The organism is Sphingobacterium sp. E70 (assembly GCF_019285695.1).
In the GTDB taxonomy this organism is placed as follows: Bacteria; Bacteroidota; Bacteroidia; order Sphingobacteriales; family Sphingobacteriaceae; genus Sphingobacterium; species Sphingobacterium detergens.
In genome coordinates this window covers 321,368-345,677 of the sequence record NZ_CP079104.1, presented here as the reverse complement: position 1 = coordinate 345,677, position 24,310 = coordinate 321,368, and the positions used below count along the sequence as shown (strand labels likewise).

The 24,310-nt window shown below is 38.6% G+C and carries 34 protein-coding genes and 3 pseudogenes; 27 read left to right on the top strand and 10 right to left on the bottom strand.

Annotation, left to right across the window (positions count from 1 at the left end; all coding sequences use genetic code 11):
• Positions 1-66: 66 nt before the first annotated feature.
• Together KUH03_RS02590 and KUH03_RS02585 are read right to left on the bottom strand one after the other, a co-directional pair.
• The gene (locus tag KUH03_RS02590; RefSeq protein ID WP_257091441.1) at positions 67-534 is read right to left on the bottom strand and encodes a hypothetical protein; all 468 of its coding nucleotides are present in this window, start codon (positions 532-534) and stop codon (positions 67-69) included.
• Positions 535-554: 20 nt separating this feature from the next.
• Positions 555-992 carry a hypothetical protein gene (locus tag KUH03_RS02585; RefSeq protein ID WP_257091440.1) on the bottom strand — a complete coding sequence of 146 codons (438 nt, stop codon included), beginning with the start codon at positions 990-992 and terminating at the stop codon, positions 555-557.
• 260 nt (positions 993-1,252) lie between these two features.
• On the opposite strand from KUH03_RS02585, the gene KUH03_RS02580 reads away from it, so the two are divergent.
• The 11 genes and pseudogenes from KUH03_RS02580 to KUH03_RS02530 all read left to right on the top strand — a co-directional run bounded on the left by KUH03_RS02580 (position 1,253) and on the right by KUH03_RS02530 (position 7,881).
• A complete protein-coding gene (locus KUH03_RS02580; RefSeq protein WP_257091439.1) occupies positions 1,253-1,420 on the top strand; it encodes a hypothetical protein in 168 nt (55 codons plus the stop codon).
• Between the two features lie 58 nt (positions 1,421-1,478).
• Positions 1,479-1,708 (top strand): annotated as a pseudogene (locus KUH03_RS47980) (DNA polymerase IV); the annotation flags it as partial.
• Between the two features lie 147 nt (positions 1,709-1,855).
• Positions 1,856-2,293 (top strand): hypothetical protein, encoded by a 438-nt coding sequence (locus KUH03_RS02570; RefSeq protein WP_373564927.1) that lies wholly within the window; start codon positions 1,856-1,858, stop codon positions 2,291-2,293.
• Positions 2,287-2,493 (top strand): hypothetical protein, encoded by a 207-nt coding sequence (locus KUH03_RS02565; protein WP_257091436.1) that lies wholly within the window; start codon positions 2,287-2,289, stop codon positions 2,491-2,493. The genes KUH03_RS02570 and KUH03_RS02565 overlap by 7 nt, the downstream gene beginning before the upstream one ends.
• A complete protein-coding gene (locus tag KUH03_RS02560; protein WP_257091435.1) occupies positions 2,474-4,501 on the top strand; it encodes a PHP domain-containing protein in 2,028 nt (675 codons plus the stop codon). Before KUH03_RS02565 ends, KUH03_RS02560 begins: the two co-directional genes overlap by 20 nt.
• Positions 4,437-4,862: a hypothetical protein gene (locus KUH03_RS02555; protein ID WP_257091434.1), complete on the top strand. Its 426-nt coding sequence runs from the start codon at positions 4,437-4,439 to the stop codon at positions 4,860-4,862. The genes KUH03_RS02560 and KUH03_RS02555 overlap by 65 nt, the downstream gene beginning before the upstream one ends.
• 14 nt (positions 4,863-4,876) lie before the next feature.
• Complete coding sequence (locus KUH03_RS02550) at positions 4,877-5,410, top strand: hypothetical protein (protein WP_257091433.1); 534 nt, start codon at positions 4,877-4,879, stop codon at positions 5,408-5,410.
• Between the two features lie 242 nt (positions 5,411-5,652).
• The gene (locus KUH03_RS02545; protein ID WP_257091432.1) at positions 5,653-6,429 is read left to right on the top strand and encodes a hypothetical protein; all 777 of its coding nucleotides are present in this window, start codon (positions 5,653-5,655) and stop codon (positions 6,427-6,429) included.
• The gene (locus KUH03_RS02540; protein WP_257091431.1) at positions 6,402-6,731 is read left to right on the top strand and encodes a hypothetical protein; all 330 of its coding nucleotides are present in this window, start codon (positions 6,402-6,404) and stop codon (positions 6,729-6,731) included. The genes KUH03_RS02545 and KUH03_RS02540 overlap by 28 nt, the downstream gene beginning before the upstream one ends.
• A 152-nt stretch (positions 6,732-6,883) precedes the next feature.
• Positions 6,884-7,477, top strand: coding sequence for a vancomycin high temperature exclusion protein (locus tag KUH03_RS02535; RefSeq protein ID WP_257091430.1), 594 nt, complete (start codon positions 6,884-6,886; stop codon positions 7,475-7,477).
• A gap of 80 nt (positions 7,478-7,557) precedes the next feature.
• Complete coding sequence (locus KUH03_RS02530; protein ID WP_257091429.1) at positions 7,558-7,881, top strand: hypothetical protein; 324 nt, start codon at positions 7,558-7,560, stop codon at positions 7,879-7,881.
• An 845-nt stretch (positions 7,882-8,726) separates the two neighbouring features.
• Here the strand turns inward: KUH03_RS02530 and KUH03_RS02525 are convergent.
• The 4 genes and pseudogenes from KUH03_RS02525 to KUH03_RS02510 all read right to left on the bottom strand — a co-directional run bounded on the left by KUH03_RS02525 (position 8,727) and on the right by KUH03_RS02510 (position 11,209).
• Positions 8,727-10,146, bottom strand: a pseudogene (locus KUH03_RS02525) (YdiU family protein).
• An 82-nt stretch (positions 10,147-10,228) separates the two neighbouring features.
• Positions 10,229-10,408: a hypothetical protein gene (locus KUH03_RS02520; protein WP_257091428.1), complete on the bottom strand. Its 180-nt coding sequence runs from the start codon at positions 10,406-10,408 to the stop codon at positions 10,229-10,231.
• Positions 10,402-10,722, bottom strand: a complete 321-nt coding sequence (locus KUH03_RS02515; RefSeq protein WP_257091427.1) for a hypothetical protein — start codon at positions 10,720-10,722, stop codon at positions 10,402-10,404. Before KUH03_RS02515 ends, KUH03_RS02520 begins: the two co-directional genes overlap by 7 nt.
• Positions 10,700-11,209 (bottom strand): glyceraldehyde 3-phosphate dehydrogenase NAD-binding domain-containing protein, encoded by a 510-nt coding sequence (locus KUH03_RS02510; RefSeq protein WP_257091426.1) that lies wholly within the window; start codon positions 11,207-11,209, stop codon positions 10,700-10,702. Before KUH03_RS02510 ends, KUH03_RS02515 begins: the two co-directional genes overlap by 23 nt.
• A 577-nt stretch (positions 11,210-11,786) precedes the next feature.
• On the opposite strand from KUH03_RS02510, the gene KUH03_RS02505 reads away from it, so the two are divergent.
• The 6 genes from KUH03_RS02505 (at position 11,787) to KUH03_RS02480 (ending at position 15,134) form a co-directional block, all read left to right on the top strand.
• Positions 11,787-12,053, top strand: coding sequence for a hypothetical protein (locus KUH03_RS02505; RefSeq protein ID WP_257091425.1), 267 nt, complete (start codon positions 11,787-11,789; stop codon positions 12,051-12,053).
• A gap of 1,082 nt (positions 12,054-13,135) precedes the next feature.
• Positions 13,136-13,348: a hypothetical protein gene (locus KUH03_RS02500; protein WP_257091424.1), complete on the top strand. Its 213-nt coding sequence runs from the start codon at positions 13,136-13,138 to the stop codon at positions 13,346-13,348.
• A 102-nt stretch (positions 13,349-13,450) separates the two neighbouring features.
• Positions 13,451-13,609 carry a hypothetical protein gene (locus KUH03_RS02495; RefSeq protein ID WP_257091423.1) on the top strand — a complete coding sequence of 53 codons (159 nt, stop codon included), beginning with the start codon at positions 13,451-13,453 and terminating at the stop codon, positions 13,607-13,609.
• Positions 13,610-13,853: 244 nt separating this feature from the next.
• Complete coding sequence (locus KUH03_RS02490) at positions 13,854-14,153, top strand: alpha/beta fold hydrolase (RefSeq protein WP_257091422.1); 300 nt, start codon at positions 13,854-13,856, stop codon at positions 14,151-14,153.
• Positions 14,154-14,329: 176 nt separating this feature from the next.
• On the top strand, positions 14,330-14,584 hold the full coding sequence (locus KUH03_RS02485) for an alpha/beta fold hydrolase (protein WP_257091421.1): 255 nt from the start codon (positions 14,330-14,332) through the stop codon (positions 14,582-14,584).
• A gap of 412 nt (positions 14,585-14,996) precedes the next feature.
• The gene (locus KUH03_RS02480; protein WP_257091420.1) at positions 14,997-15,134 is read left to right on the top strand and encodes a hypothetical protein; all 138 of its coding nucleotides are present in this window, start codon (positions 14,997-14,999) and stop codon (positions 15,132-15,134) included.
• Here the strand turns inward: KUH03_RS02480 and KUH03_RS02475 are convergent.
• Both KUH03_RS02475 and KUH03_RS02470 read right to left on the bottom strand, forming a co-directional pair.
• Positions 15,129-15,629, bottom strand: coding sequence for a GNAT family N-acetyltransferase (locus tag KUH03_RS02475; RefSeq protein ID WP_120257106.1), 501 nt, complete (start codon positions 15,627-15,629; stop codon positions 15,129-15,131). The two genes, KUH03_RS02480 and KUH03_RS02475, sit on opposite strands and share 6 nt — an antisense overlap.
• 21 nt (positions 15,630-15,650) lie before the next feature.
• Positions 15,651-16,229 carry a hypothetical protein gene (locus KUH03_RS02470; RefSeq protein WP_257091419.1) on the bottom strand — a complete coding sequence of 193 codons (579 nt, stop codon included), beginning with the start codon at positions 16,227-16,229 and terminating at the stop codon, positions 15,651-15,653.
• Between the two features lie 623 nt (positions 16,230-16,852).
• Here KUH03_RS02470 and KUH03_RS02465 point away from each other — a divergent pair.
• Entirely contained in the window at positions 16,853-17,821 is a 969-nt protein-coding gene (locus tag KUH03_RS02465) for a DUF3472 domain-containing protein (protein ID WP_373564926.1), read from the top strand.
• A gap of 82 nt (positions 17,822-17,903) precedes the next feature.
• Here KUH03_RS02465 and KUH03_RS02460 read toward each other — a convergent pair whose 3' ends face one another.
• On the bottom strand, positions 17,904-18,374 hold the full coding sequence (locus KUH03_RS02460; protein ID WP_120257109.1) for a DinB family protein: 471 nt from the start codon (positions 18,372-18,374) through the stop codon (positions 17,904-17,906).
• Between the two features lie 493 nt (positions 18,375-18,867).
• Between KUH03_RS02460 and KUH03_RS02455 the strand changes: the two genes are divergently transcribed.
• The 9 genes and pseudogenes from KUH03_RS02455 to KUH03_RS02415 all read left to right on the top strand — a co-directional run bounded on the left by KUH03_RS02455 (position 18,868) and on the right by KUH03_RS02415 (position 23,781).
• Positions 18,868-19,398 carry a serine hydrolase gene (locus KUH03_RS02455; protein ID WP_257091417.1) on the top strand — a complete coding sequence of 177 codons (531 nt, stop codon included), beginning with the start codon at positions 18,868-18,870 and terminating at the stop codon, positions 19,396-19,398.
• A gap of 56 nt (positions 19,399-19,454) precedes the next feature.
• A complete protein-coding gene (locus KUH03_RS02450; protein ID WP_257091416.1) occupies positions 19,455-19,913 on the top strand; it encodes a hypothetical protein in 459 nt (152 codons plus the stop codon).
• A 188-nt stretch (positions 19,914-20,101) separates the two neighbouring features.
• Positions 20,102-20,464 carry a hypothetical protein gene (locus KUH03_RS02445; RefSeq protein ID WP_257091415.1) on the top strand — a complete coding sequence of 121 codons (363 nt, stop codon included), beginning with the start codon at positions 20,102-20,104 and terminating at the stop codon, positions 20,462-20,464.
• Positions 20,461-20,709: a DMP19 family protein gene (locus tag KUH03_RS02440; RefSeq protein ID WP_257091414.1), complete on the top strand. Its 249-nt coding sequence runs from the start codon at positions 20,461-20,463 to the stop codon at positions 20,707-20,709. Before KUH03_RS02445 ends, KUH03_RS02440 begins: the two co-directional genes overlap by 4 nt.
• 413 nt (positions 20,710-21,122) lie before the next feature.
• A pseudogene (locus tag KUH03_RS02435) lies at positions 21,123-21,937 on the top strand (PD-(D/E)XK nuclease family transposase).
• Positions 21,938-22,298: 361 nt separating this feature from the next.
• Positions 22,299-22,580: a hypothetical protein gene (locus tag KUH03_RS02430; protein ID WP_257091412.1), complete on the top strand. Its 282-nt coding sequence runs from the start codon at positions 22,299-22,301 to the stop codon at positions 22,578-22,580.
• 65 nt (positions 22,581-22,645) lie between these two features.
• Positions 22,646-22,912, top strand: a complete 267-nt coding sequence (locus KUH03_RS02425) for a prealbumin-like fold domain-containing protein (RefSeq protein WP_257091411.1) — start codon at positions 22,646-22,648, stop codon at positions 22,910-22,912.
• Between the two features lie 96 nt (positions 22,913-23,008).
• A complete protein-coding gene (locus KUH03_RS02420; protein WP_257091410.1) occupies positions 23,009-23,194 on the top strand; it encodes a hypothetical protein in 186 nt (61 codons plus the stop codon).
• A gap of 101 nt (positions 23,195-23,295) precedes the next feature.
• Positions 23,296-23,781, top strand: coding sequence for a hypothetical protein (locus KUH03_RS02415; protein ID WP_257091409.1), 486 nt, complete (start codon positions 23,296-23,298; stop codon positions 23,779-23,781).
• A 247-nt stretch (positions 23,782-24,028) separates the two neighbouring features.
• Here KUH03_RS02415 and KUH03_RS02410 read toward each other — a convergent pair whose 3' ends face one another.
• Complete coding sequence (locus KUH03_RS02410; RefSeq protein WP_257091408.1) at positions 24,029-24,184, bottom strand: hypothetical protein; 156 nt, start codon at positions 24,182-24,184, stop codon at positions 24,029-24,031.
• Positions 24,185-24,310: the final 126 nt, after the last annotated feature.

Here is a 24,310-nt window from a genome sequence, read left to right as displayed (position 1 = left end):
ATAATGGCGACTAAAGGGATATCCTTTAAAAAGCCAGCTCTTTTTCACTACAAAAGAAAACATAGACTATCTCTCGCTTAATAATTTAATATGCTCCATTACTCTAAAATGAACATTCCTGGTGATACTTTCCGCCCAGAGATCATAGTACCAAGTAGGGAAGACATGAAGATTATACCAACTGTTCCCCACAAGGGTGGTGGTGCCATTTCCATTGTCCTTCAATATAAATTCACCTCTTTTTATATCGATATGTCCCATAATTTCAGGGTCTTTGGGTTGATCAACGATATCAAAAATCAGGTTTTTATTGATATCAAATTTTACAATCTTCTCATCGAAGATATATCCATTGCTAAAAATGCATTTTCGGTTTGCACCCAGTTTATGCTCACTTACCGTTGTCGCCATAGGGCTGGGCATCCCTATTTTAAAGAGCCAATAGTTTTCCTTCTGGTGGATCGGATCAAAGGCGACCACGTGCTGCCACACCTCTGCTGGAGTCGCATGAATCAAGATCTCATCAGAAACCATATTTTCGTGATAATGGTCACTTAGGAGTCAACAATAAAAATTCCAAGTAATAGGCTCACAATGCTTATATTCAATTTTTGATTTCTCTTTTTAAACATTGCTCTTCCAATAAAGGCGCCCGCGATAATAAAGCTAAAAATAAGAGGCGAAACAATTAGGAGACAGATAAAGCCCTCACCTAGGAAGAAAAAACTCATTGAGATCGCAATAAGACAGTTCACGACAGAATGTCCAGTGATTTGTTTTCCCCTTATCCTAGTGTCTTTCCAAAACCAAGCAGTGATAATACCCATCAACATTGGAATAATCACAAACTCTGAAAAAACAAGTATACCTGGATCTTTGGGCATCAATGAAGACTGGATGCCAATGACTAAGAATGCGAAAATATTGGCTGTCAAAATTCCTTGAACTGTTTTGGAATTTACTACTTTATATAACGTTTCTTTCAAATTCATTGTACTCGATCGTTGGTTTTAGTCTATTAAAAATGAGGTCTTTAGTTAAAACTGTGGCGTTGTCTGCATTCCTTTACAATTTAGTAAGAATTTAAGAGATTGATGATCTTAAATTACGATATCCATAATTTTTTCGTAAAAACCAACCGTACAATCTTATTTAAATCAATATAGCCTATAAATTTATGTGGTTGATCCTGAGTGTGATAAAAATTAAATCAATCTCCCGTATTGAATATTTACTAATAATATTAGTAATTTTGAATACCACAACCACCGAAAATAAAAGTCGTGCGGAACGACTGGATAGCGAATTGAAAAACATGGAAAGGAGTATAGTACATTGTGATCTGGATACATTCTTTGTATCTGTTGAGCGTTTGCAGAATAGCAAGCTAATCGGAGTACCCGTGCTCATAGGGGAGTAGCGACCGTGGGGTAGTTGCATCCTGTTCCTATGAGGCCCGTAAATTTGGCGTACATGCCGCTATGCCGATGCGGCTTGCGCTACGTATGTGTCCCGAAGCTATTGTGGTGCGGGGTGATCATGATATGTACAGTCAGTATTCCAGTATTGTGACGCAGATTATCGAAGAGGAAACCCCATTGTTGAAAAAGCAAGTATAGATGAGCACTACCTTGATGTCTCCGGAATGGACCGCTTTTTTGGCTGTTGGAAATGGACGCAGGAACTCCGCCAGCGGATTATCAAACAAACAGGATTGCCCATCAGCTTTGGACTATCCGTCAACAAGACCGTTTCTAAGATCGCGACCGGCACAGCCAAGCCTTGCGGCGAAAAGCAAGTTCAAGGCGGAAGCGAAAAAGGATTTCTAGCTCCACTGTCCATCCGCAAGATCCCCATGGTCGGTGAAAAATCTTTTACCCTGCTGCGCAATATGGGGATCTCTAAGATCGGAACCTTACAGCAGATGGAAGTATTCACGATGCAGAAAGTCCTCGGCGAGAATGGGATTAACATCTGGCGTAAAGCCAATGGTCTGGACGATTCACTGGTCATACCTTTTCGTGAGCAGAAGTCCATGTCCAAGGAGAACACCTTTCAGCAGGATACCATCGATATGGATGTACTCCGCCGCACCCTGATCAGCATGGTCGATACACTGGCCTTCGATCTGCGGAAAGATCAGAAGCTGACGAGTTGTGTCACCCTCAAGATCCGCTATAGCAATTTCGATACCCATACCCAACAGCTGCAGGTCGGTTATACCAACTCTGACCGAAAATTAACGGAGGTTGTGCTTTCTCTTTTAAGAAACTCTATAGCCGCAGGATGCTGATACGCCTTATCGGGATCAAGTTCTCCGGACTAATCTACGGTTCCTATCAGACCGACCTCTTTGATGATAGTGCCGAAGAGGTCAACCTGATGCAGGCGATGGACAAGATCCGAAAACGTTATGGTGCCGAATTTCTGATGAAAGGCATCTGTGCACCACTACCGGGGAAAGGAGGGGAGCATGCTCTTAAATCTACATAGCTACTTTAGCTTACGCTTTGGTACACTGAGTCTGCAGGATCTTATTTCGGGGATGCGAGCAGGCGGTTATGATACCGCCGTGCTGACCGATATCAACAACAGTTCTGGGGCGCTGGATTTTATTAAAATGGGACGTGAAGCTGGACTCAATCTCCTTGCGGGCATGGAATTCCGTGATGGCGATCAGCTTTGTTTCGTCACCATCGCCAAGAATGAACAGGGATTCCGGGAGATCAACGAATACCGAACCAAGCTCAATATGGAAAACCGTACCACACCCGCGCGTGCACCTGAGTTTGAACAGGTCTTTGTGATCTATCCCTTTAGCCGGATCAATACATTTCAATTGCGGAACTTTGAATACATAGGAATCCGCCCGAGTGAGCGTACCCGTGTGCAACTGTTGGAACGCAAGCTGCTTGACCGCTGTGTCATCCTGGCACCAGTTAGTTTCCGCCGAGCTGATTATACCCTGCATCGGCAACTGCGAGCTATTGACAACAATCTGCTGATATCCCAATTGGAAAGGGAGCAGGTCGCTGCTGAAGACGAAGTCTTTGTTGCTAAGGTCAAGCTGTTGCAACTATTTTCCGAGTTACCACAACTGCTTGCCAATACCAACCGTATATTAGGGCAATGTTCCTTCAGTTTTGATTTTACAAGTGTCAAGAATAAAACGACCTTTACCGACAATCGGTACAACGATAAGCAATTGCTGCACAAGTATTGCATGGAGGGCTTTGCCAAACGTTATGGCAAGAATGATGGTATCGCTGCCGATCGAATACAGCGCGAACTTGAAATCATTGAAAACCTGCGTTTCTCGAGTTATTTCCTTATTACCGATGATATCTGTCGGCATGCGCGTAGCCGCAGTTTTTATTATGTAGGCCGTGGGTCAGGAGCCAATTCTGCTGTGGCCTATTGCCTCGGGATTACGGATGTTGATCCAATAGCCCTCGACCTTCCTTTTGAGCGTTTCCTCAATCCGAAGCGGAAAAGTCCACCCGATTTTGATGTCGACTTTAGCTGGAATGAGCGGGACGAAATGTATACATATATTTTTAACCGTTATCAGACTGGCCATACCGCATTAATGGGTGCCATGAGTACATTTCGGTCGCGTAGTATCCTGCGTGAACTCGGTAAGGTATATGGTCTTCCCAAAGCAGAGATCGACCGACTGGTGCACGAGCCGGAGCATATGCTCAATAAAAATGAAGTGACCAACACCATTTTGAGCGTGTATAATCGCATGGCCGATTTTCCCAATCAACGAACCATTCATGCCAGTGGAGTACTGATTTCCGAGGAGCCGCTGACATGTTATTCCGCCATGGACAATCCACCCAAAGGACTACCCACCATGCAGTTTGACATGTATGTTGCCGAGGATATCGGTTTTGAAAAATTTGATATCCTTTCTCAGCGCGGCATCGGCCATATCAAAGATTGCCGTACCATCGTTCGGGAGAACCTGGGTGTTGTCATTGACACCGATAATCCAAAGCGCTTTTTCGAGGATGACAATATTGCCGCACAACTTAGATCCGCCAATACCATCGGCTGCTTCTACATCGAAAGCCCGGCCATGCGACAGCTCCTGACCAAACTTCACTGTGATGATTACTTAACCTTGGTGGCGGCCTCATCTATTATCCGGCCGGGTGTAGCCAGTTCAGGCATGATGGGTGAATATATCCGTCGCCATCACGATCCCAGCACAGTAGCTTATCCACATCCCGTATTTAAGGAGCAGCTCGAAGAGACCTATGGGGTGATGGTGTATCAGGAGGATGTGATGAAAATCGCCAATGCCTACGGTGGACTCGATATGGCCGACGCTGATGTGCTACGACGTATGATGTCGGGCAAATATCGCAGCAAGGATCATCTGATTGAGATCGAGGACAAGTTCTTTTCCAACTGCAAAACCAAAGGCTATGACGAAAAAAATCAGCCGGGAGATCTGGCGGCAGATGGAAAGCTTTGCCGGATACTCGTTTAATAAGGCACACTCGGCATCCTATGCCGTGGAGAGCTACCAGAGCCTCTTTCTCAAGACCTATTATCCCTTGGAATTTATGGTTGCGGTGCTCAACAATTATGGCGGTTTTTACAATCGTAAGGTCTATGTTAATGAGGCGCGTATATCCGGTGGAACGATCTGCCTTCCCTGTGTCAACCAGTCGATTTTCAACACCTCGATCCAGGGTAAGGATATCTATCTCGGTTTCGATTGTCTGCAGAATCTCGAAGGGAAATTAGCCCGTCGAATTATCTCCGAGCGTGAGCGCTACGGAGCTTATCAGAGCATGGGGACTTTGTCAAAAGGACGCAAGCGGGCCTTGAGCAGGTCATTATCCTGATCCGTGTCGGTGCTTTGCGGTTTACGGGCCTAGGGAAGAAGGAATTGCTGTGGGAGGCCCACCTGTTGATGAGCAGACATAAACCCGCTGTGGTAGGTATGGTCCTGTTTGAGACTGAGAGCCGCAAGCCGATTCTTCCCCCTTTGGAAGAAGATATCTTGGAGGACTATTACGATGAGATGGAGCTGATCGGTTTTTGTGTGACAGGGACGCTCTTTGATCTTGCCAAAAGCGATTACCGTGGTGATATGCCATCTAAGGAACTTCATCTTCACGAGGGTAAAACTGTACGCGTTGTCGGCGATTTTATCTGTGAGAAGTTTGTCAAAACCAAGCACAGAGACCAGATGAAATTCGGAACCTTCCTGGACGCTGAAGGGCATTTCTTTGATACCGTACATTTTCCACAAACACTCGTAAAATATCCCCTAAGAGGAGCGGGGATCTATCTGATCGAGGGCAAGGTCATCGTCGAATACGGATGCCCATCCATTGAAGTGCTCCGCTGTGCGAAGATGCCTTTAAAACCCGATCCGAGGAGTGAGTAGTTTTTTTGCAAATGCCTACGAATGATAATTTATCTCCAACGAATTATAATTCGTCCAATTTCCTAGAGTTTTTACAGCTAAATTTAAGCGTAAAATAAAGTTCACATCTTTAATGACTACAATGGCTGTTAGCTTATTTAAAGAGAAATAGCAAGCTTCTAAATGGAAATTATAGGATAAAATTTAATCGCAGGATTGATGAACAAAAGAACTTGCTTTTCAAAAAATAAAATGATGAAAAAATGGTAATTTCTATCGTAATAATTCTAGTAGCCTATGCAGCCATACAGAGCGGTTCTGTTATCAATTTATCACCAAGTTTATTGTGGAATAGAGCCAAGTATAAAAAGTTTGCCGAACTGCAGGAAAAATTGCAATGGGATAATTTTTTGATGTATAGGGTAACTCAAAATAGGAATGGTAGCATTCGATATTTCCCCGAACAGAATTTTTTTCTTAATAGCAGCTCTCCTTATTTTATAAAAATAGATCGTGCTGGAAATAAGGTGTTTGAACTAGAAAACAGTCCAGGATTAAAGTTTTTAGACGCCATAAATTGCTATGTAACTACAGAAGATGGTATTTACGACTTTTCGGCAGAAAAACCCCATATAGAACATTTTGCTGAGATCTTAAATACAGACAGTACTATTTCAGACAAAGTTTGGGTTGAAGATTTTTTTGGTAAATTTTACAACACATCGGATGCTGTATTGTACAGCTATCATACCGAACTGATCAGTAGAGAGGCGGTATATTTTCGTCAGAATGGCAAATGGATAAAACTTTATACACCTAAATCTTCATCATTTATTTATGCAGAAGGTTCAAAAATACAATGTAAAATAAATAAGGAACAAATTTTGCCGAAATGGCAGGATGAACACTTTCTGAAAGATGTGCAAAACGCAACCTACTCAAACGAGCTCAGGTATACGGATGCTTACATCACACCTTTTAATTCGGACAATACGTTTTTCCTGACCAAAAATTGGACTATACCAACAAAGGGAAGGTAAAAACACAGGCTTTTGCAAAAGAAACTTACACGACTGAGGGGTATTTGAATCCAGGTATTCCCAACGAATTTTATGGAACAGCATATTATGACTTAGCAATTGAAAACACGGTTTTGAATTTTAAAACCGTGGCTAATAGAGCATCTTTTGGAGGCAACATAGAAACTTATCTGCATGTATTCGAATTGCCAGCTAAATATGCTGCTAAAAGTAATGTGCGTTTTTTGACCTACGATTATAGCACCAATTTTCACGAAAACAAGAAGCAGGGCGTGTATATTATTAAAAATATTGGGAATTAATAACAGTATTTTATAAAAAAATATCTGTTCCTTTTGTCGAAGACATAAAAGAACCCGATTTTTATAGATCCTTGTAAAATCAAGCACATGAAAAAGATTAAAAGTTCCTTTTACCAGTTATCATCCTAGGCCTAATAACGCTAGCTGTCGTTTTGGTAACCAACAGCAACGTAACAGCCGAAACCGAAAAGCTGATTCTCACCGAACTTAAAGATGTGCCAAAAACGAAGGTAGTCATCATTTTTGGCGCTGGTATAAACGGCGATCAACCAAGTAGGTATCTAAAAGATCGGCTGGATGCGGGGATTTCACTGTACAAAAATAACAAAGTGGATAAAATATTGCTGTCGGGAGATAATGGAAGAGATGAATACGATGAGCTTACGGTAATGAAGTTATATTGTCAGAAAAATGGTGTCGATACCACAAAAATTTACATCGATTATGCTGGGTTTGATAGCTACTCGACCATGTACCGTGCGAAACATATTTTTCATGTTGATACCGCAATTTTGGTATCTCAGAAATACCACCTGAATAGATGTATTTACCTAGGTGATAAATTGGGTATAAAATCATTGGGTTATAGCGCAGATAGGGGCGTTTATCCAGGTTATAAATACTATGCATTTCGGGAAAAGCTATCCGTCACAAAAGCCGTTTTGGATATTATAAGGGGCAGAAAACCAAGGTATCTAGGTGAGCCAGTTGATATAAACGGAAAATCAAATTATACAAAAGAATAGCTTATGAGATACCTTCTTTTCTTTGTACTGCTCGTGTTTGTAGGCTGTAATCCTATCCCCAAAAAGATAAACACCCAGATGTGCCCCAACTGATCGAATTGCTAAAAGATGAAAGCAAGTTCAGAAAAGTGACAGATATGACTGGACTAAGTGGTCTAGTTTTTTTAAACGACGACAGAATACTTTTAAAACCCGACAACAGCAATTCGCCCCTAAAGATTATTGATGTAAATAAAAACATAATCTTTGAAAAGATTTACAACTGGGAACAGCCATTTTACATCGATAAACAGGGGAATTTATATTTCAACGGCAAAAAGTTTTTCTATCCAGATTATGGAAAACAAGAAGATTTCAAAATGATGGTTATCGCCGATAGTTTGCATAAAAATCGGAAGAATTGAAAGATCTGAATGATAGCTTGCAGATGGACGCTTTAAAAAATACGAAGTAGAAATGTTGAAACCATATGGACTCAAACCTTGTCCCTACACGATCGTGAATACCGAGCGCTGTGATGTATTTCGAGTGATCAACCAGACTTTGGTCGTTAGACAAACAGATCTTTTAAAAGCGAACTTGATATAACAAAAACTGAAATTCCTAAATTCGATGACGATGTTTTGATTGGTTGGCGCAATGGCAAACTGCCCAGTCTGGATTATTTGGCTTATTACGAACTGAAAAAGCAACGCTTTAAGTGCGATGATATGACAGTGCCCAAAACCGTAACCTTAAAAGGCAAACAGTACTTTTTGCTCCTAGTTTGGGTTTGTACCAAATTTTATTTTAATGCGGTCAATTAAAATAAAATGCTATTGAAAAACCTTTGCGAATGACACTATTTCAACTTGCTCACATCAAAAGTTTTGGGCATTTTTTCTGTTTTAGCCAGCTCTTCTCTTACACACTTCCTGATCAGTCAAACTATAGCTCTATAAATCAAGTAGAGGAAAAATAAAGTTACAACAAGACCGATAATTGGCCAAAAAGTCATTAATCATAGAATGAAATCAATTGTGTGAATCCCCACAGTTAGCTATTTCTTTATTTTATTAAAAAAATAACCGTACGGACAGGTCCTGAGCGACTCTCGTATTTATAAAAAGACTACAATTGATTAACTTTTGTTATGAGCTACATGAAAGCGTAGAGCATCCTGCGGTGTCATCATAGTTGGAAGGGCGCTTCACAGAAAATTCTGGAAATAGTTCTTGGTATGGATTTTCTAAAGCCTGCGTTAGTTTAGTTAGCATTTCTGTTTTCCGTTACTAATTTCTTCGATACACTGGTAAAGCAGGTAGTTTCTCAGTATGAATTTAGGATTTGTCGTTTTCATTAATTCCAGGGATTCTTCCCTTGAAATCGTATTTGATTGCAGACGGGATTGGTACTGATCAATAAAGTCTTCAAGTTTTCTGAGCTTTTCTTCATTTAAAACAGTATAAGCTGCAGGGCTGAAATATTCCTTTAAATCCGTATCTGGAGTTATTTTTTCTAATTGATTGAAGAACAAAGTATGATCCAATTCCAACTCCTGCATGATACCCTGCCAATTGGTGAGAAAGTCTTCATCCTCTTTTCTGAGCCCATCAAATCCGAATTTTTTACAAAGCATTTTGTCATGGGCTTCCCAAAATAAACTCCAAAATTATTTAGCGTGCTTTCCAAAAATTTTTCATCATTGATTATTGGCTGAAGGGCATTTGCAAGTTTCCAGAGATTCCAGTGTGATATCTGTCCCTGCTTTCCAAAGGCATATCTTCTTCCCGGAAGATCCGTAGTATTTGGCGTGAAATTTAAATTATATTCATCCATCATAGAATAGGGGCCATAATCAATTGTTAACCCTAAGATCGACATATTGTCTGTGTTCATTACACCATGAACAAAACCTACTCTGAACCATTCTACCATTAAGTCAGCTGTCCGGATACATACATTTTCGAAAAAATCTTTATATTTCTGATGATCGGATGAAACAATTTCGGGAAAGTAATTTTCAATCGTAAAATCAAGCAGGTCCTGTAACAGCTTGTGCTCGCCCTGAGCAAACATCAATTCAAAATGCCCGAAACGGAGGAAGCTTTCAGCAGTTCTTATGACTACGGCCCCTTTTTCGTATCGTGGATTTCCGTTATACATGATATCCCGAATAACATCTTCTCCAGTAAAGGCCAGGCTCAAAGCTCTGGTAGTGGGTACGCTTAAGTGATACATCGCTTCACTCATCAGGTATTCGCGTACAGAAGACCGCAATACAGCCCTTCCGTCTGCACGTCTTGAATAGGAGTTGCACCGGCTCCTTTCCACTGGATCTCTGTTTTCTTACCCGTAGCATTGGTAATTTCCCCAGCGAGAATCGCTCTTCCGTCTCCCAGCTGTCCTGCCCAGTTGCCAAATTGATGTCCGGCATAAGCAGTGGCATAGCTCTGAATATTGTCGGGAAGCTGGGATCCCACCAGAAAATTAAGATCCTTTTCTTCAAATTTTCCCAGCCCTATTTCTTCAGATAGAGTCTCGTTAAAAGCAATTAGTTGGGGATGGTCAAACCCGGCAGGTTTAATCGTAGCAAATAAAACTTTTGGTGTGTTTCTCTGCGTTGGATTATTGGAAAAATCTCCGGGAAATTTTTTAAGGAAAGGTTGTCCGATGTTTTCGATATTCATACCTCAAAGATATTAATTATAAAGATAAGACCTTCCAAATTATTGAAAGGTCTTGAATGTTCAGTTTCTCATTGCTATTGCTCTAAATAGCTTGAATTTGTCTAATCATTTGATTGGTAAATCCCCATTCGTTATCATACCAGGCCATTACTTTTACAAGATCACCATCGACAACTCTTGTCATTTCCAGATCAACTGTCGCTGCAAACGGACTTTTGATGATATCGGTAGATACCAGTGGTTCGTCTGTTACGGTTAGCACCTTTTATAGCGATCAGTTTTGGATTCATCGATCAAAACCTGGTTTATCTCTTCGATTGTTGTGGGCCTTTCAGCAATAAACGTAATATCAGATATGGATCCCACCGGAACAGGCACCCGAACTGCTATGCCGTCAAACTTTCCAGCGTATTGCGGAAGTGCTTTTGTAGTTGCTATTGCAGCACCGGTAGCGGCAGGAGCGAGGTTAATTCCTGCAGCCCTTCCCATACGCGGTTCTTTTTTGAAGGAGCATCTACAAGTGCCTGCGAAGCAGTATAACCGTGTGTGGTATTCAGAATTGCTTTTTGATTCCAATTCTTCTTCCTAAAATTTCGATGATTGGACTGATATTGTTGGTCGTGCAGCTTGCACATGAAAAAACAGAAACCTTTCCATCTTCGGTATTTACACCATGGACAACAGTGGGCGTATCTTTGGTCGGGCCCGAGATCACTACAAATTTTGCTCCGGACGTCAGATGTTTTTCAGCATCGGCTTTGTTCGTGAAAATACCTGTACTTTCGATGATGATGTCAGCTTGAATATCTTTCCAGGGTAATTTTTCAATTTCCCTTATGCTCGTATATTTAACAGCTTTTCCATCGACTACAAGTGTATCTCCCTCGATACGTACATCTTTTTCATATTTACCATAATTACTGTCATATTTGAGGAGGTAGGCAGCGTTTTCGATACTCATCAGATCATTGATTCCGACAACCTCAAGGTCGGCAGTTTCTGTTATTATTTTTAAAGCGGCGCGTCCGATGCGGCCAAATCCATTAATAGCAATCTTTTTCATAACATTCCTTTTAATTCTGTTTATATTTTTTCTATTTAATGTATTGTCTAAGTTCTTCTATTTTCCGATAAAAAAGATTGACATTGGTCAAGAAATTCCCTTTGCTAAAGTCACTGAGTAGTTTTTACTGATTATTAAACTGTCCAACGTTTTATAGCTAGGGTAATGGAATTATTGCAAAGTCACTGTTCAGGAAAAACCAAAGATAGCTGTTGCTATTAATTATTGAATTTTTTTGTAATATACTGATTATAAATGTGTAAAGTCTAATTCCGTTTGTCATTTTTTTATCAAAAGCTGACAAAAACAGTCTAAAACCGCAATTCGACGCATCTTTGAAAATGTATAAAGCCCACAGATGGAATTGACATACAAGATATTTGCAGATCATTATTAAATAATTATGTTTGTACATAGTGAGCCGTTTCCCATTTCTATTTCTGCTAATATCAACTTTGGTTATAAAATGGTGCTTTTTCGAATTTTATATGTTTGTACATATTTATTTTTTGATTAATCTTGACCCTGCAATACATTTATGAATCTTCTAAAATTTTTAAATTAATAAAGACAGACAATGAAGTTTACTATTCTCTTTTTAACATTCGCATTTATTTGTTTTAACTGCGTAGCTCAAAAGAATCCCGAAACCTTTAAGGTGATGGCATGGAATATACTGCACGGAGCCAATGATAGCAAAGACGGCAAAGCCCATGCGGTTCAGATTATAAGAGAAATAAATCCGGATGTCATATTGATGGTGGAAACTTACGGCTCCGGTAAAGAGATAGCCGATTCCTTAGGTTACAATTTTCATTTAGTTGCTCCCGAGGAACAGCTTTAAATGATAAAAAGTTAATTTGTCAATTATATCAAGATATCCTTTTGGAGAACGAATTGATACTGAATTTCCTTTTTTTCTGGGCGGAAGAGAAGTTATCATCCAAAACCAAAAGATCCGGTTTTTCTCGAACTGGTTTCACTATTTACCATGGGAAAACGAGCCCGAAAAGTTGGGTAAAACAGCCGAAGAGCTTCTTGTTTGGGAAAGATCAGGTGCTAAATACGAAATGATACAGAAAGTATTACCCTATCTAAAAAGTATGCTGCACAGGCAGACTCAGTACCCATGATTCTTGGTGGAGACCTAAATACCCCTTCTCATTTGGATTGGGACAAGAATACCAAGAAAATTCACAATAATCTGGTGGTTCCTGGTATTCAACAAAAGTATTGGCAGATATCGGATTGCTTGATACGTATCGAACATTGAACCCAAATCCCGTCACACATCCGGGTATAACATGGCATACCAAAGGAGAAAATGATGACCATAGGATCGATTATATATTTTACAAGAGTCCGAAGTTAAAAGCCATAAAATCTGAGTCTTACCAAGTGTTTTTTAATGACACCATAAAACTGAATGGCAAAGAAATTTTATACCCTTCTGATCATGGTTTTGTCGTGACAACATTTAAAGTAAGGTAAAAGGGGCATAATCACATCAGCAATACAACCCAATTATATATTCGTATACCTGTTCAATTTGCTATTATTATTTAGACAGTCTCGTTGGAATAAAGCCATTAAAATGACGATACCTAAAGCTTGTTTTGGCAAGATCAAATAATAGAAAAAGCATCATTTCGTGGCGATAAAAAAATACATATATTTGCAATATACTTGAATGGTCAAGTATATTGCAAATATCATAGTCATGGAAATAAATACAATTCTAAACATCATAAAAATTCAATCTGTCCTTACCAAGAAGTTTGACGGTTTGAGCCTGCATGGAATAAGTCTTACAGACTTTATGATCTTGCATATTTTAAGCAAAGCCCCGGCAATCGTTTAAAAAGAATAGATCTAGCAGAAAATACTGGTTTAACTGCATCGGGAATTACGCGCATTATTTTACCGTTGGAAAAAATTGGGCTTGTTGAAAAGGACAGTAATGAAAGGGATGCCCGTGTAAGCTATGTTAAGCTCAGTACAGCCGGAGATAAAGTTTATAAGGAAGCGAGCGTTACGGCAGATTACATTTCCAAAAAACTGTTAGATGGAATGGCGGCAGAAGATCTGGAAATTTTCTCAAACCAGCTGAAGTCATTGGGGGTGATATCTAAACATTAATTATGAATATCGACAAAAATATTTACATCCCACTTATGAAGCCGGTCGGGATCTTGCGCTAAAAATATTCAGGGATCAATTGTAAATTTAAATCTGATACGTTTGAAGGAAATTGCAGATTATTCCGATTTTCCTAAGATTGCACCTGTCAGCAAAATTTCGGGATATGATGCTTTTATGCAATATATACAACTGGCCAAACCATTTGTAGAACAGGGGGCGGGGAAATACTTTTCATCGGGAAAGGAGACCGCTTTTTGATTGGTCCTCAGGACGAGCAATGGCATATATGCATGCTGATCAGGCAAAAAGCGTATCGGACTTTTTCGCATTTGAGCAAAATCCGGGTTATATGCAAATTGCAGGACATCGTTCCGCCGCTATCTTGGATTCAAGACTTTTACCTTTGGAAATTGCATTACTGTAAATTATTTATGGGATATATTGAGCTGAAAAATGCCGCCATCTATTATGAAATATATGGCGAAAAAAAAGAGAAACTATCGTGCTGGTCAGTGGATTAAATACCCAAATGACACGTTGGGAACTTTCATTTTGTAATCAACTTGTAGAAGAAGGATTTCGTGTGATTTGCTTTGATAACAGAGACTGTGGAAAAAGTACTTTTACTACCGATAGAAGTAACGATATCCATAGCTTTTCTCTGAATGATTTTTTACAGCATCCCGAAAAACATACTGCTCCTTATTCCTTAATGGATATGGCCGATGACATCGGAGATCTACTACATTCACTGGGCATTCAACGTGCACATATTGTCGGGCGATCAATGGGGGAATCATAGCACAGCTATTTGCATATAAATACCCCGCATTGACCAAGACGTTGATTTTATTAATGTCCTCATCCTTTAATCCTGCTCTCCCGAAGGCAGATGATGCTTTGATAAGAAAAATGACAAGCTCAACCACAAGTTTTAAAGATAATAAACCAACTTTCATAAAGGAAAAAATCGACTTTATGAAAGCTATCTATGGAAACCAATTTAGTTTTAATGAAGAAAAGGAGTGTGCGCTAATTATCGAGGACGAATGCCGAAAGTCATCTCTGATAAAACCTTTTCGTCAGATCATTGCCCTTGTAAGCTATAAATACGACCCAGATGTCCTACATAGTCTCCATGTGCCGACATTGGTGATACACGGCGATCAAGATGCGCTATTTAGTACAGAACATGCGGTTGATTTAAAAATAATATACCTAACTGCGAGTTGATCCTAAAAAATGGAATGGGACACGCTATACCAGAGGCATTGTTTCCGTCATTGATAGAGGATATTTCAGCTTTTATCACTAAATAATTCAATAACAGTAAAGAATTGACCTCTTCCCACAAAATGGGAGTATTATCCTACTTTTCGGTATTTCCCCTGTTATTATCGAACGGAATACTGGGCAATATTGTAACTTTAACCGTGGGGATTGAAGATGTAATGCCTTTAAAATACAAGTTGCTTTGATAAAAAATATACATAATCAAATATTGGAGAATTATTTTAAAAGGGCGATCGATTCCTATCACAGCTGTATCGAACTAGAAGAGAATTCTTGCTTATTTAATGAAATAGCTAAATCTGCTAGTGATGTCCAACTTGAAAGGGATTCGATAAAATTTTTATATAACGATATGCGTAGTGAGAACTATGTCATCGAAATCCGGTTGAATCTGTTGTCAAAAGAGTCAAATGTCGGCTATTATGCATTGATCCTAAATGAAGAAAATCAGGAATTGGACGATTACTTAGTTTTCAATCAATTTTTATAATGTTAACATATAACTTTCGGATACTTTTTCAAAACCATACTTACTGAAAAAATGATGCGCACCATGATTATTGACGCCACTTTCCAGCATGATAAAACTAACATTCCAGTTTTTGGATTCCTGTATAACGCCTTCCAACAGTTTGCTTCCAAGAGACTGGCCTCTGACAGATCCATCCAAAAGCATGTCCTCTAACACCGCATATTTTTTAAAAGGGCTGCTGATCACAGTAAGAACAAGCATGCCCACAATTTTTCTAAGCTCGTTTTCTACAATCAGAATCTTAAGTTGTGAAGTCCCGCTATAATCATAATCGTTCATAAGCTGTTCTGTAAATACAGCTCTGAGATCAGGGTTCCAATGCTTAGAATCGATGGCTCTGCCATACATGATTTCACTGTGTGAGATGTAAGAGTCTGTTTTGTGGGCGATAAAAAAATCTACAAGTTCTTCAACACGTGTTTTATCCGTCAGCCATTTCGTTGTATAAGTCATGAATGTATTATTTTAAATTTTTTAATTCTTCCAGAAGTTTATTCTGTTTATTAATGAAATGATCCAGACTATCTTTTTGTAAAGGATGTGCATGTTGGTATTTTTCAATTTCAGGGAGCGTTTTCTGATTTTAAAAGCGGTATAGAGGCTTGTCAAGGTCTCACTATTTTTGTTGATCAGATCCATCCGTTCCTTGATATTTTTTACTTTAAGATCGTACTGGTCAGAACTGGCGGTAATTTCCTTTTCTACCTGTTGCCTGACTAATGAATCTGTGATAGATTTTATCTGGAGATGAGCATCCTGATAATATGAGGTAGAGGTGTTAAGTATATTTCTATAGACGGCCAAAGTTTTTTCGGTTTCCTCGAAGGTGTCTGCTATTTTGGTATTGAGCGCCGTCAGATTTTTATCATTTTTAATCAATTTAAAATAGATACTGTTTACAGTTACTTCGTCGCCCCGATAACTTTTTAGGGAACCGGAAACTAAAGAGCCTGCATTATCTACTACGTTGTCTGCAGGGGAATTATCAGCTTTATTTTCTCTACAGGAGAGAATAGATAACGCCATGACAGCAGCAAAAAATATTTTTTTCATACGCTATTTTTAGTGGTTTACAATTCATCATATCCCGTTGACTAAAATTAATCATTTCAATTCTATCACTGGCGATTAAAAGATATAATTTTATTTACTTATCGCATTTTGCGAGCGGTTGATGTGGTAGGGAAATTTATTAAACTAACTTGCTGTAATTTTATCCTTGATCGGATCTTTGGACACGTTACGCTGGATAAACATTCCGTGATGCAATCCGAACCCGATTTAAAGATTCATTCTGTTACACATAAGATTATGCAATCGATTTCGTTTAGGTGAAGTTTTATAATCTCAGATTTTATAAATAATTTATTGTAATGACGCTTTTTTAACAGCAGTCAGACTTGTTAACTAATTTTAATAAAACTTGTAATTATGATAAAAGCCTCACAATGTGCGATCTTATTGAGTGTTCTATTAAGCAGTTCTTGTTCTAAAAGTACCAGACCCGATTTAAAACTGAAGCAATACAACAGCCAAACACAAAGCGACAAAGACTTGCCCAATTTGAACCTGTCGGGAAGTAATGCTGCACCCTCGCAACACCTAGTGTATAGGTTTAAGAATGACGCTGTCTTGAAGATGCATAAGATTAAAATTACCAATACCGCCAAGACCGAATACTTTTCCGTACACAATTATCAGGGGGCTATGCTGGATTGCAAGATACACCCGATCAGAATACACCCACACCTTATACCTTGATTGCATCTTTGTGGGATCTCAATACCAGTGCTGCGAACTATGCTTTTTATTCTTACAAGGCACCGACAACAGTGGCAAGTCGCTTTGGCGGAGAAGGAGATGGACAGAAAACCGTCAACCCTTACGGATGGGAATTAAACACCTGGTATAACGTGGTTCTACGATCATGGAAGGAGAATGGAAAAATTTACATTGCCAACTTTATCCGTAATGAAGCGACAGGGAAGTGGTTTCATACCTCCACGATTGGACGACAAGCTGAATCCGGATTCTTGGGTGTTGGCAATGGCGCATTTCTTGAAAATTGGGTAGGAGATAATCCTTCATGGGATGGTAGATTTCATCGCAAAGCATTCTTTAAAGATTGTTGGAACTTAGGTGTAGACAACGTTTGGGAGAAATCTACTAGTCGGTATTTTTCAGCGAATGACAATGACGCAGGTCGTAATGGTTATTTCGATCGCGCCTTTAATGCCGGATATGATGCGACAGAAAATGCACATTTTATGGAGCATGGTGGTTCCGTAACACCAGATGCCGCTTTTGGGACAGGGCGTACTTTAGATTTGCCGGAGCAAGCTAATCAGGGGACCGCTCCAACGCTAACGGCACTTAACAGCAGTAATGAATCCGCAAAATATCAAAGTAATAAAGTCATTGTATCCTGGGCGGTTAGTGATACCGGTTCGCCACAGTTAAGTTATAAAATTGAACTACTCGATCCTAATGGGGTGGTACTTGCAAATAAAGAATTGATTAGGCCAGAGAAACGTGCCGATACGTTGAATAATACCTTAGCCACAGGTAACTACAATGTTCGTCTGACCATTACAGATATTTTCAATAAGCAATCCACTGCGAAAACAGTTCGCGTGCTGAAATAGTGCAACTTGCTAAAAACAGAAAAGCTGTAGGATCCTACGGCTTTTTTATACTAAATGCTAATAGATATGGCATAAATATATCTTATTTAATAAGAAGTTTTAAGTAGTTTAATATTATTCCACTGTGCTCGGCTTCGTGAAAGTTAGCAGCTTGAAGTGCTTGAATGTGATTATTTATAAAGATACCAATCGGTAAGCTAAAGGGTTGGTATTTAACAAATATGCCTGATTCTAGATCTTTACTAAGTTGATTTACGGTATAAAGTAATAAATGTTTTATTTCATCAACGTCTGGAATATTTTTCCAAGTATGTGGGGAAGTTCCAATTTTGAACGCTTCCATAAACTCCTGTGATATGTACATGGGCAATCCACTACGCATATACATATGCCTCTGTTGAGATGTGATACAGTGACCAATTTGCCAAATTATATTATTGTTAAAGTTTTCTGGAATTTTAAATAATATTTTGTTATCAACTGTTTCTATTAATTGTAATAGCCTAGTTCTGCTAGCTTTTAAAATTTCAAATTCAAATAATTCCTTAGTCATATTACTGATTTATAACAAATATAAAGAAAGCAGAATGCTTTTTTATTAAAAATAAGGTTCCTAACTGCGGCGTACCATACTTTTCGGTATCTCCCGCATACCCCTTACATATAGCTTGTTTTTCTCAGATAATCACGGCCATAGCCATACTTTTGCTTTATACATAAAAACAAGAGAATAGGGCAAGTCAATAAATTCCCAGAATGTGAGTCAGGGAGGTCATCTGTTTCGATTAGCGGTCAAATAGGAGTAATAATTTTTATTTTAAAAGATAAATAAAAGGTCTATATTTGGTTGTGAAGACAGGTTCAAACTAAATGGTATATTAACCTATCGCCATGTAATCTATTTGAACTCTCAATGCAGACCTGTTTAAGCAGTAAATAGCAGTCTGAGTGTACAAAATCCAGACATTATATTAATTATAGCTTTACGGGTATCATCCAAAAGAACATATGAAAAAGTATTATTATTAAATACACTGTGGATTCCATTGATCGGGTCAGCCCAATTACAGGCAGTTTTTAAAAATAAAGTAGACTCGATTTACGAAAGAAATAAGGATGCCATCGGAATTATTGTTCATGTCGAAGCACCCAAGCAAAATATTTCTTGGAGCTATGCAACTGGAATCGCAGATAGCAAAACAAATAAACCGCTAAATAGTCAACAACCTGTTCTCATAGCCAGTAATACAAAGCCTTACGTCGCTGCAGCAATACTCAGATTGGTCGAAAAAGGCAGCTTATCCATCGATCAGCCGATCAAAAATTTATTATCGGAGCGAACGCGTCAATTATTTGAAAAAGATGGGTATCTTCTGGACGCAATTACGATAAAGCATTTATTGTCTCATACATCTGGAATTCAGGATTATGTGGACGAAGATTATTTTAAATTCGTAAATCAGCATCCGACATACAAATGGAAAAAAGAGGAGCAAATCGAGAGATCGATTGAAATTGGAGATCCTGAGCCTGTAGGTGAAAAATTTAGTTACGGAGATATAAATTACTTACTCTAACCGAAATTATTGAGCAAAAAACACATCAGCCATTTTATGCAGCTATTCGGGATTTATTGAAATACAAAGAACTCAATCTAACCAAAACCTGGTTTATTGATTTGGAAAATTATCCCGCCAACACCCTAGCACTTGCTCATCAATATGCAAGTGAGTATAAATGGGATTCGTACGCTATTAATCCTTCCTGGGATTTGTATGGTGGTGGTGGAATTGCCGCGACGGCCAAAGAATCAGCCCTATTTTTCCAATATCTATTTGATGGAAAAATCATTCAGGACAAACAGATCCTGAAAGCTATGCATACCTACGTTTTGCCTTCAGATCAATCCAAATACTGTCTGGGACTTTATCACTTTGATATGGGATTCAATGCTTACTACCATGGCGGTTGGTGGGGACTGATGTTATTTATTCTCCGGAATCTGATGCTACAGTTACCGTTTTTACGTTACAAAAAAACTTTCAACATATTATTAATCCTGTTATCGGAAAGGAATTTCAAAAGTTATTGATTAATAAAGCAGAGACAAAATAGTTTTCTTTCCTGCCTTCTACTGTTACAGGCTTTTCAGTATCTCCCGCTTACATACACCTTGTTTTCCTCGGATAACCACCGTGGCAACCATACTTTTGCCACATACATAAAAACATAAAAATATGGCAAAGCAATGTATATATTTGAGTACTAAAAGGTTTAAAGATGATAAAATCAATGAGAGCACAAATTATTACCATTGGAATTATAATAATGATTTTAAATTTGTTTGGCTGTTCTGAACGTACTAAACCAAACAATAATAAACCATCAATCCAGAATCCACTAACCGAGCAAATTATTGATACGACTTCAGATGATTTGTTATTAGACGTCGTTTATGATAATCTCTATCGTAAGTTATCGGCAACACATGATAAAGAATATGAAATTGTCTTGTCTTGGAACAAATCTAGGCAAGCAATATATATGATCAGCCAATTACAAACAGAAGTAAATAATGGGGGTATAATCAATTTTATTTCAATTCAAGCGGTCAATTTGCTGCCGCACTGCCAGAAGCGTTGAAATTGGTCGGCGCTACTAAATTTGCTGACCTGACCGAGCGAGCAAATAGCACGTTTGAAAAAGAGAAATCAAAAATAACTAAAGATCAGGATGGCACGGTAGAAGGTTTTAGTAAATCCTACGAAAACAATCCGTTGAACAAATTTGACGAGGAATTCTACAAACTTAATGAAACCAAAGACTTACAAAAATTCAGGTTGACTACATCCGAAAGAACAGGAAAGAGTTTACTGATTAAATCCTAAGTTAGCCCTATGCTGTACAATCCCTTTGAACAAGTCACCAAAAGTTTTTTCCTGAGCGGTCTATCTTTAAACTATTTTACCTCCATATACTGCTAAAAGACAACAACTATAGCGAAGATCTGAAAGATGAAGCAAGTTTAGTTGAATAAGCATTTGCTATATTCTCAAATAACATACAAATGGATAAAAGACTATATGATCGTATTCATCGTAGACATTGTTTTAAAAGAAATATAAAATAATATTATTTTTGCTAAAAATATTAGTGCGGCTGTATTTGTTTACTTATATTTGTGTTGTTAACCAATTTAAAAACAACATATTATGAGTGAATTGAAGCAGTCTAAATATATCGATATCACGACGGATTATGGCTTTAAAAAGTTTTCGGATCAGATACCAATAAAGATCTTCTGATCGCTTTCTTAAACGAGCTTTTTAGAGGGCGCAAGGTCATTGCTGATTTATATTATAACAAAAATGAGCATGTCGGAGATACAGAGGATGTCGGTACTGTTATTTTTGACCTGACCTGTCGGCAGATAAGGGCGAACGGTTTATTATTGAAGTGCAGCGCACGGCGCAGGATAATTTGAAAAAGCGCATGTTTTACTACAGTAGTAAATTGATAGCGGATCAGGCACCCAAAGGCAACCGAAGGGCTTGGAATTATGCAATTAGTGAAGTCTATATTATTGTATTGATGGATGGTTTTACGATGCCTGATGCGGGTGATGAGATGTATTTTTTACACGATATTTGTCTATGTTATCGGGATCACGGTAAAATATTTTACGAGGATCTGGGCTTTATATATGTGGAATTGGTTAACTTTGTTACAGCTGAGGCAGAGTTAGATAATGATTTGGATCGTTGGCTTTATATACTCAAAAACATGTCCTCGCTAAAGGGACTTTCAAAATATCTGCGTAAGCCGATATTTGAAAAGTTATTTCAGTTAGCAGAGTATAGCAAACTAAAACCGGAGGAACGAGAGATGTACAATGCAAGTTTAAGAAATAAATGGGATGCCGAGAGTATCCGAAGTAGTCAGGAAGAGCAATTGAAACGAGCACGCGAAAAAGCAATGGCCGAAGGAAGAGCAGAGGGAGAAGCCAAGGGAAAAGCTGAAGGAGAAACTAAGGCAAAAGCGGAGGTAATAAAAACCTTTTGTCTTCGAATAAGTTTTCGAATTCGGAGATTGCCGAATTATCGAACGTCACTGTAGAATTTGTAAATGAGGTCCAGACGGAGATAGCTAAAGGAAAATAAAGCATATAACGATGTAAGGTTTTGCGGCCGCTTGGATACTGTCCAAGCGGCCTTTTTCTTTTATAGGATAAGTTTCTCTGCTTTGAAGTTGCGCAATGCTGGTTTGATTTTCATTGACAGGGAAAATCGGCCCCTTTAAAAAGCTAGTATTCCAACTGAATTTCTCCATATAATTTTTTCTCCATCGACTGTGTCGAATCCTCGATAACCTTGTGTTACCATTTGCTGAAGAACTATGTCGAGTACCTGCGAAAAGGGGTGTACATGACCATTTTTTGCTCAAAATGACCACTTTAAAGATCGCTAATATCCTAATTTTGAAAAAAAAGGATATGAAAAGGTTTAAGTTGATACCCGATTTTCAAAACAGACAGAAGCTATCCGTCTGTTTTAAAATAGTTCTTATTTTGTGCTCCTTGTCTACGGCAACGGCACAGCAAAAAGTGGACTATGTACTTCCTAAGGCAGCCTTTAATTCAACGGAAGCTTATACAATGCTTGACGAAGGAAGCAATACCATAACAGGTACTATCTCATTTAAAAAAGGGGATATGTCAACTATCCAAGCTATCAGTCCAAAGTTTTATTATATCCTGTAACAGCTCATCTTACCGAATTTATTGAACTGAAAAAGAAATACAACAGTAAGAAAAAGCAAGCAGCGATGACAAAAGAAGCGGCCATGGCCCGTATTGAAACAAAGACAATTGATGACAAGGGAAATTTTGTGTTTACCAACCTGAAACCAGGAAAATACTATGTGGTGAGTCTAGTGATATGGGAAAAAGTGCGTGGTAACAAAGTTCAATCTGGGCCAGTCATAGCCAACTATAATATGCTCGGAATACAGATGGGGGAGGTTATGTACCCGCAGAAATGCGCTATGAATCAAGCGCCTATGAGGAAGAAGTTGGTGACTACATTGAGGTAGCTGCTGATCATAAGCCCAATGTAATCAATATCGCGAAATAAAGCGGGTAATCTCAACGCCTATCACTCTTTATGGAATTAATTAAAAACTAAACAGATGAAATCAATTGCCATATTTCTCATAAACCTGTCCCTTTACTTGGGTGTTGTTGAATCGAAAGCCCAGAGCATCAACTTTCCGGATGAGCAATTCAAAGCAGCTCTAATTGCCCAGGGATTGATGCCAACGGGGATGGAAAAATCCAAAAATCAGAACTTACGCAAATTAAAAAGCTTCATGTAAATAATGCAGATATCTCCTCATTAGAGGGTATTAAAAATTTTATTAGTCTTGAAGAGCTTGCATTTCTGAATAACCATTTAACCACTGTTGATCTTGAAGGGATGCAACATCTTAAATATGTTTATGGAAACAACAATAGGATTAAACGACTCCTATTGAAAGGCTGTACAAACCTGGAAGTGATTTTTATGGACCAAAATGAATTATCTGTTTTGGACCTTTCTGGGCTCGCAGCGTTAAGGGATATACGGATCAATGTAAATAAGCTGACATCAATTGATCTGAGCAAAAAAACTAAATTGGAGCGTGTAAACCTTTTCAGAAATCAGTTGACGACATTCAACGCTGAGGGATCTCTTGAACTTAAAGAGCTGGACCTTTCGAATAATCAAATAACCGAAATTGATCTGAGGCCTTTTTCCAAGCTTAAAGATGCAGATCTGAATGGTAACCCACTGCAAAAGATCAATGTGACGGGGCTTGCAGCATTGGAAAGACTCTATTTTGAACCACCAATCTTTAGGCCAAGTGCGATTACCCAATTTAATACGAGTGGACTTATAAACTTAAAAGAGTATAAATGGTAAGTCAAACAGGGGCATCGGAGTCGGAAGAATAATAAGTTCTTAAAAATAGTACCGCGTTTAAATAGAGGTTACTGATATCCCTTCAGAAGTTCATATTCACTGAGGGGAAAATCATGTTTAGACCATTTTTTCTTATAGCCTTCTGATCCATTCTCATTCCATATTCTTATCAGATTCTCCCGTACCAAATTAATGTATTTCGGTAGGGTAGTAGCTCCCGAAAGTATAATTTCAAAATTGTCTTCACTTATGAGGTGCCAACTAGCCCAATCTTTATACCATCGGAGTTCATAGGAAATGCTAGCGCCACTTTTTTCAATATAAGTTTATGCTCGCCAGGTTCATCCATAAAAACAACTGATTTTTCACCTTTAGTTCTTAATTCAATTGCAGATTGTGCCAATTCCTTCAACGAATCGTGAAAAAGGAAATATTGAGTGTGACAGTCTTTTCAATATTGCCAATTTCAAGAGCGGCCCAGCCTCCATTATGTAATATGTATTTTAAGGTGAAAACTGATTTCATAGTT

What these genes read in the sequence shown, in the direction of transcription:
- KUH03_RS02460 (WP_120257109.1), bottom strand. Translation starts at nt 18,374, where the DNA reads ATGACTAAGGAATTATTTGAATTTGAAATTTTAAAAGCTAGCAGAACT.
- KUH03_RS02415 (WP_257091409.1), top strand. Translation starts at nt 23,296, where the DNA reads ATGCAACATCTTAAATATGTTTATGGAAACAACAATAGGATTAAACGA.
- KUH03_RS02445 (WP_257091415.1), top strand. Translation starts at nt 20,102, where the DNA reads ATGATAAAATCAATGAGAGCACAAATTATTACCATTGGAATTATAATA.
- KUH03_RS02570 (WP_373564927.1), top strand. Translation starts at nt 1,856, where the DNA reads ATGGTCGGTGAAAAATCTTTTACCCTGCTGCGCAATATGGGGATCTCT.
- KUH03_RS02510 (WP_257091426.1), bottom strand. Translation starts at nt 11,209, where the DNA reads ATGAAAAAGATTGCTATTAATGGATTTGGCCGCATCGGACGCGCCGCT.
- KUH03_RS02475 (WP_120257106.1), bottom strand. Translation starts at nt 15,629, where the DNA reads ATGACTTATACAACGAAATGGCTGACGGATAAAACACGTGTTGAAGAA.
- KUH03_RS02505 (WP_257091425.1), top strand. Translation starts at nt 11,787, where the DNA reads ATGAAGTTTACTATTCTCTTTTTAACATTCGCATTTATTTGTTTTAAC.
- KUH03_RS02480 (WP_257091420.1), top strand. Translation starts at nt 14,997, where the DNA reads ATGCGTAGTGAGAACTATGTCATCGAAATCCGGTTGAATCTGTTGTCA.
- KUH03_RS02470 (WP_257091419.1), bottom strand. Translation starts at nt 16,229, where the DNA reads ATGAAAAAAATATTTTTTGCTGCTGTCATGGCGTTATCTATTCTCTCC.
- KUH03_RS02560 (WP_257091435.1), top strand. Translation starts at nt 2,474, where the DNA reads ATGCTCTTAAATCTACATAGCTACTTTAGCTTACGCTTTGGTACACTG.
- KUH03_RS02420 (WP_257091410.1), top strand. Translation starts at nt 23,009, where the DNA reads ATGAAATCAATTGCCATATTTCTCATAAACCTGTCCCTTTACTTGGGT.
- KUH03_RS02555 (WP_257091434.1), top strand. Translation starts at nt 4,437, where the DNA reads ATGACGAAAAAAATCAGCCGGGAGATCTGGCGGCAGATGGAAAGCTTT.
- KUH03_RS02485 (WP_257091421.1), top strand. Translation starts at nt 14,330, where the DNA reads ATGAAAGCTATCTATGGAAACCAATTTAGTTTTAATGAAGAAAAGGAG.
- KUH03_RS02590 (WP_257091441.1), bottom strand. Translation starts at nt 534, where the DNA reads ATGGTTTCTGATGAGATCTTGATTCATGCGACTCCAGCAGAGGTGTGG.
- KUH03_RS02585 (WP_257091440.1), bottom strand. Translation starts at nt 992, where the DNA reads ATGAATTTGAAAGAAACGTTATATAAAGTAGTAAATTCCAAAACAGTT.
- KUH03_RS02545 (WP_257091432.1), top strand. Translation starts at nt 5,653, where the DNA reads ATGGTAATTTCTATCGTAATAATTCTAGTAGCCTATGCAGCCATACAG.
- KUH03_RS02425 (WP_257091411.1), top strand. Translation starts at nt 22,646, where the DNA reads ATGACAAAAGAAGCGGCCATGGCCCGTATTGAAACAAAGACAATTGAT.
- KUH03_RS02565 (WP_257091436.1), top strand. Translation starts at nt 2,287, where the DNA reads ATGCTGATACGCCTTATCGGGATCAAGTTCTCCGGACTAATCTACGGT.